The 1,922-nt window shown below is 73.4% G+C and carries 1 protein-coding gene; it reads right to left on the bottom strand.

Annotated features, from left to right (window positions below):
* Positions 1 to 1,922 (bottom strand): bifunctional diguanylate cyclase/phosphodiesterase (locus HW445_RS29015; RefSeq protein ID WP_180223816.1); only part of this gene is annotated, 1,922 nt, incomplete at both ends.

Raw genomic sequence — 1,922 nt, 5'->3', positions numbered from 1 at the left:
CGGCGGGGGCCGGGCAGTGCCCGTCGACGAGCAGCCGGCGGACCCGGTACTCGTCCAGCGGGGCGGAGAAGGCGCCGCCCATGCCGTGGGTGCAGCCCATGGCGCGCAGGACGCCCGCCTGGTCGGGCAGGTCCACGCCCTCGGCGACGGTCTGCATGCCGAGGTCGGCGGCGATCCGCAGCAGCCCGCTGGTGATCTTGTGCAGGCGGGCGGACTCCACCACGCCTTCAACGAGGCTCCGGTCGAGCTTGAGCGCCTCCACCGGCAGCCGCCGCAGCGCGGTGATGGATCCGTAGCCGGTGCCGAAGCCGTCCAGGGCGAACCGGACGCCCAGACGGCGCAACGCCGTGAGGCGGCGCTCGAGGTCGTCCAGCGGGATCCGCGGGTCAAGTCCGGTGAGTTCGATCATCAGCGACCCGGGCGCCAGTCCGTGCCGGGTCAGCAGCGCCTCTATCGAGGTGAGCGGCAACGACCGGTCGAGCAGGCGTCGGGCGGCGATCCGTACCGCCACCGGGGTGCGCAGGCCGGCCCGGGACCGGTCGGCGGCCTGGACGACGGCCTCCTCCAGCACCCAGCGGCCGAGTTCGGCCGTCCGGTCGCCCTCCTCGGCGGCCCGCAGGAACTCGGCGGGCGTGAACAGCGCGCCCTGCGCGGACCGCCAGCGGGCCTGGGCCGAGAGGGCGGTGATCCGGCCGTCGGCCAGCGAGACCATCGGCTGGTGGAGCAGGGTGAACTCGCCCTCGTGCAGGGCGGTCCGCAGCCGGGCGGCGACCTCGGCCCTGCGCACCACGTCCTGCTGCATCTGGGGCGCGTAGAGCTCGACGCGGTCCTTGCCGGCCGCCTTGGCCCGGTACATCGCGAGGTCCGCGTTGCGCAGCAGTTCTCCCGCACCCAGGCCGGGTTCGGCGAAGGCCACACCGATGGAGGCGGCCACCCGGACGTCGTTGCCGTCGATCTCGTAGGGCTGGGAGAGCCGTACCCGCAGCCGGTCGGCGAGCTCCAGGATGTGGCCCTCACGGGCGGTCCGGTCGCTCACGCCGCCGCCGAGGATCAGCGCGGCGAACTCGTCCCCGCCGAGGCGGGCGGCGGTGTCGCCCTGCCGGACGGCCTCCTGGAGGCGGCGGGCGGCCTGGACGAGGAGCTCGTCCCCGGCCTGGTGCCCGATGGTGTCGTTGACCGCCTTGAACCCGTCGAGGTCGATGAAGAGCACCGCCGTGCCCTGGTCGGACTGCCTCCGGCCGGAGAGGGCCTGCCCGACCCGCCGGGTGAACAGCGCGCGGTTGGGCAGGTCGGTGAGCGCGTCGTGCTCGGCACTGTGCTGCAACTGCGCCTGGAGGCGCACCCGTTCGGTCACGTCCCGGCTGTTGAGGATCAGGCCGCCCTGGTGCCGGTTGACCGTCGACTCGACGTTGAGCCAGCCCCCGTCGCCGCTGCGGAAGCGGTACTCGATCCGGGTGGTGGGGTCGGCGGGCGGGCCGGCGGCGAGGAAGCGGCGCAGTTCGTGCAGGACGGCCGGCAGGTCCTCGGGGTGGATCAGACCGGCCAGCTCCCGGCCGACCAGTTCCTCCGGGAAAAGGCCGTACACGCCCTCGGAGGCGTCGCTGACGTATTTCAGGCGGCCGTTGGGCGCGGCGATCATGATGACGTCGCTGGAGCCCTGGACGAGGGAACGGAAGTGGTTCTCGTTCTCGGCCAGCTTCTCGGTGAGCGCCATGTTGTCGAGCAGCATGATGCCCTGCCGGACCAGCAGCGCCAGGACCACGGCACCGGCCGTGAGCAGCACGACCTGGTCCACGCTGCGGCCGGCCAGCACGTTGTAGAGGATGCCCAGCGTGCACACGGCCGCGGCCAGGTAGGGCAGCAGCGCGGCCAGCGATCCCGCTATGGGCCGCGCCGGTGCGTAGGACCCGGCGTCCACGCCC

The organism is Streptomyces sp. UH6, from assembly GCF_013421635.1.
In the GTDB taxonomy this organism is placed as follows: Bacteria; Actinomycetota; Actinomycetes; order Streptomycetales; family Streptomycetaceae; genus Streptomyces; species Streptomyces abyssomicinicus.
The sequence above is the reverse complement of the archived record's forward strand: the minus strand, read 5'-3'. Positions and strand labels throughout refer to the sequence as shown.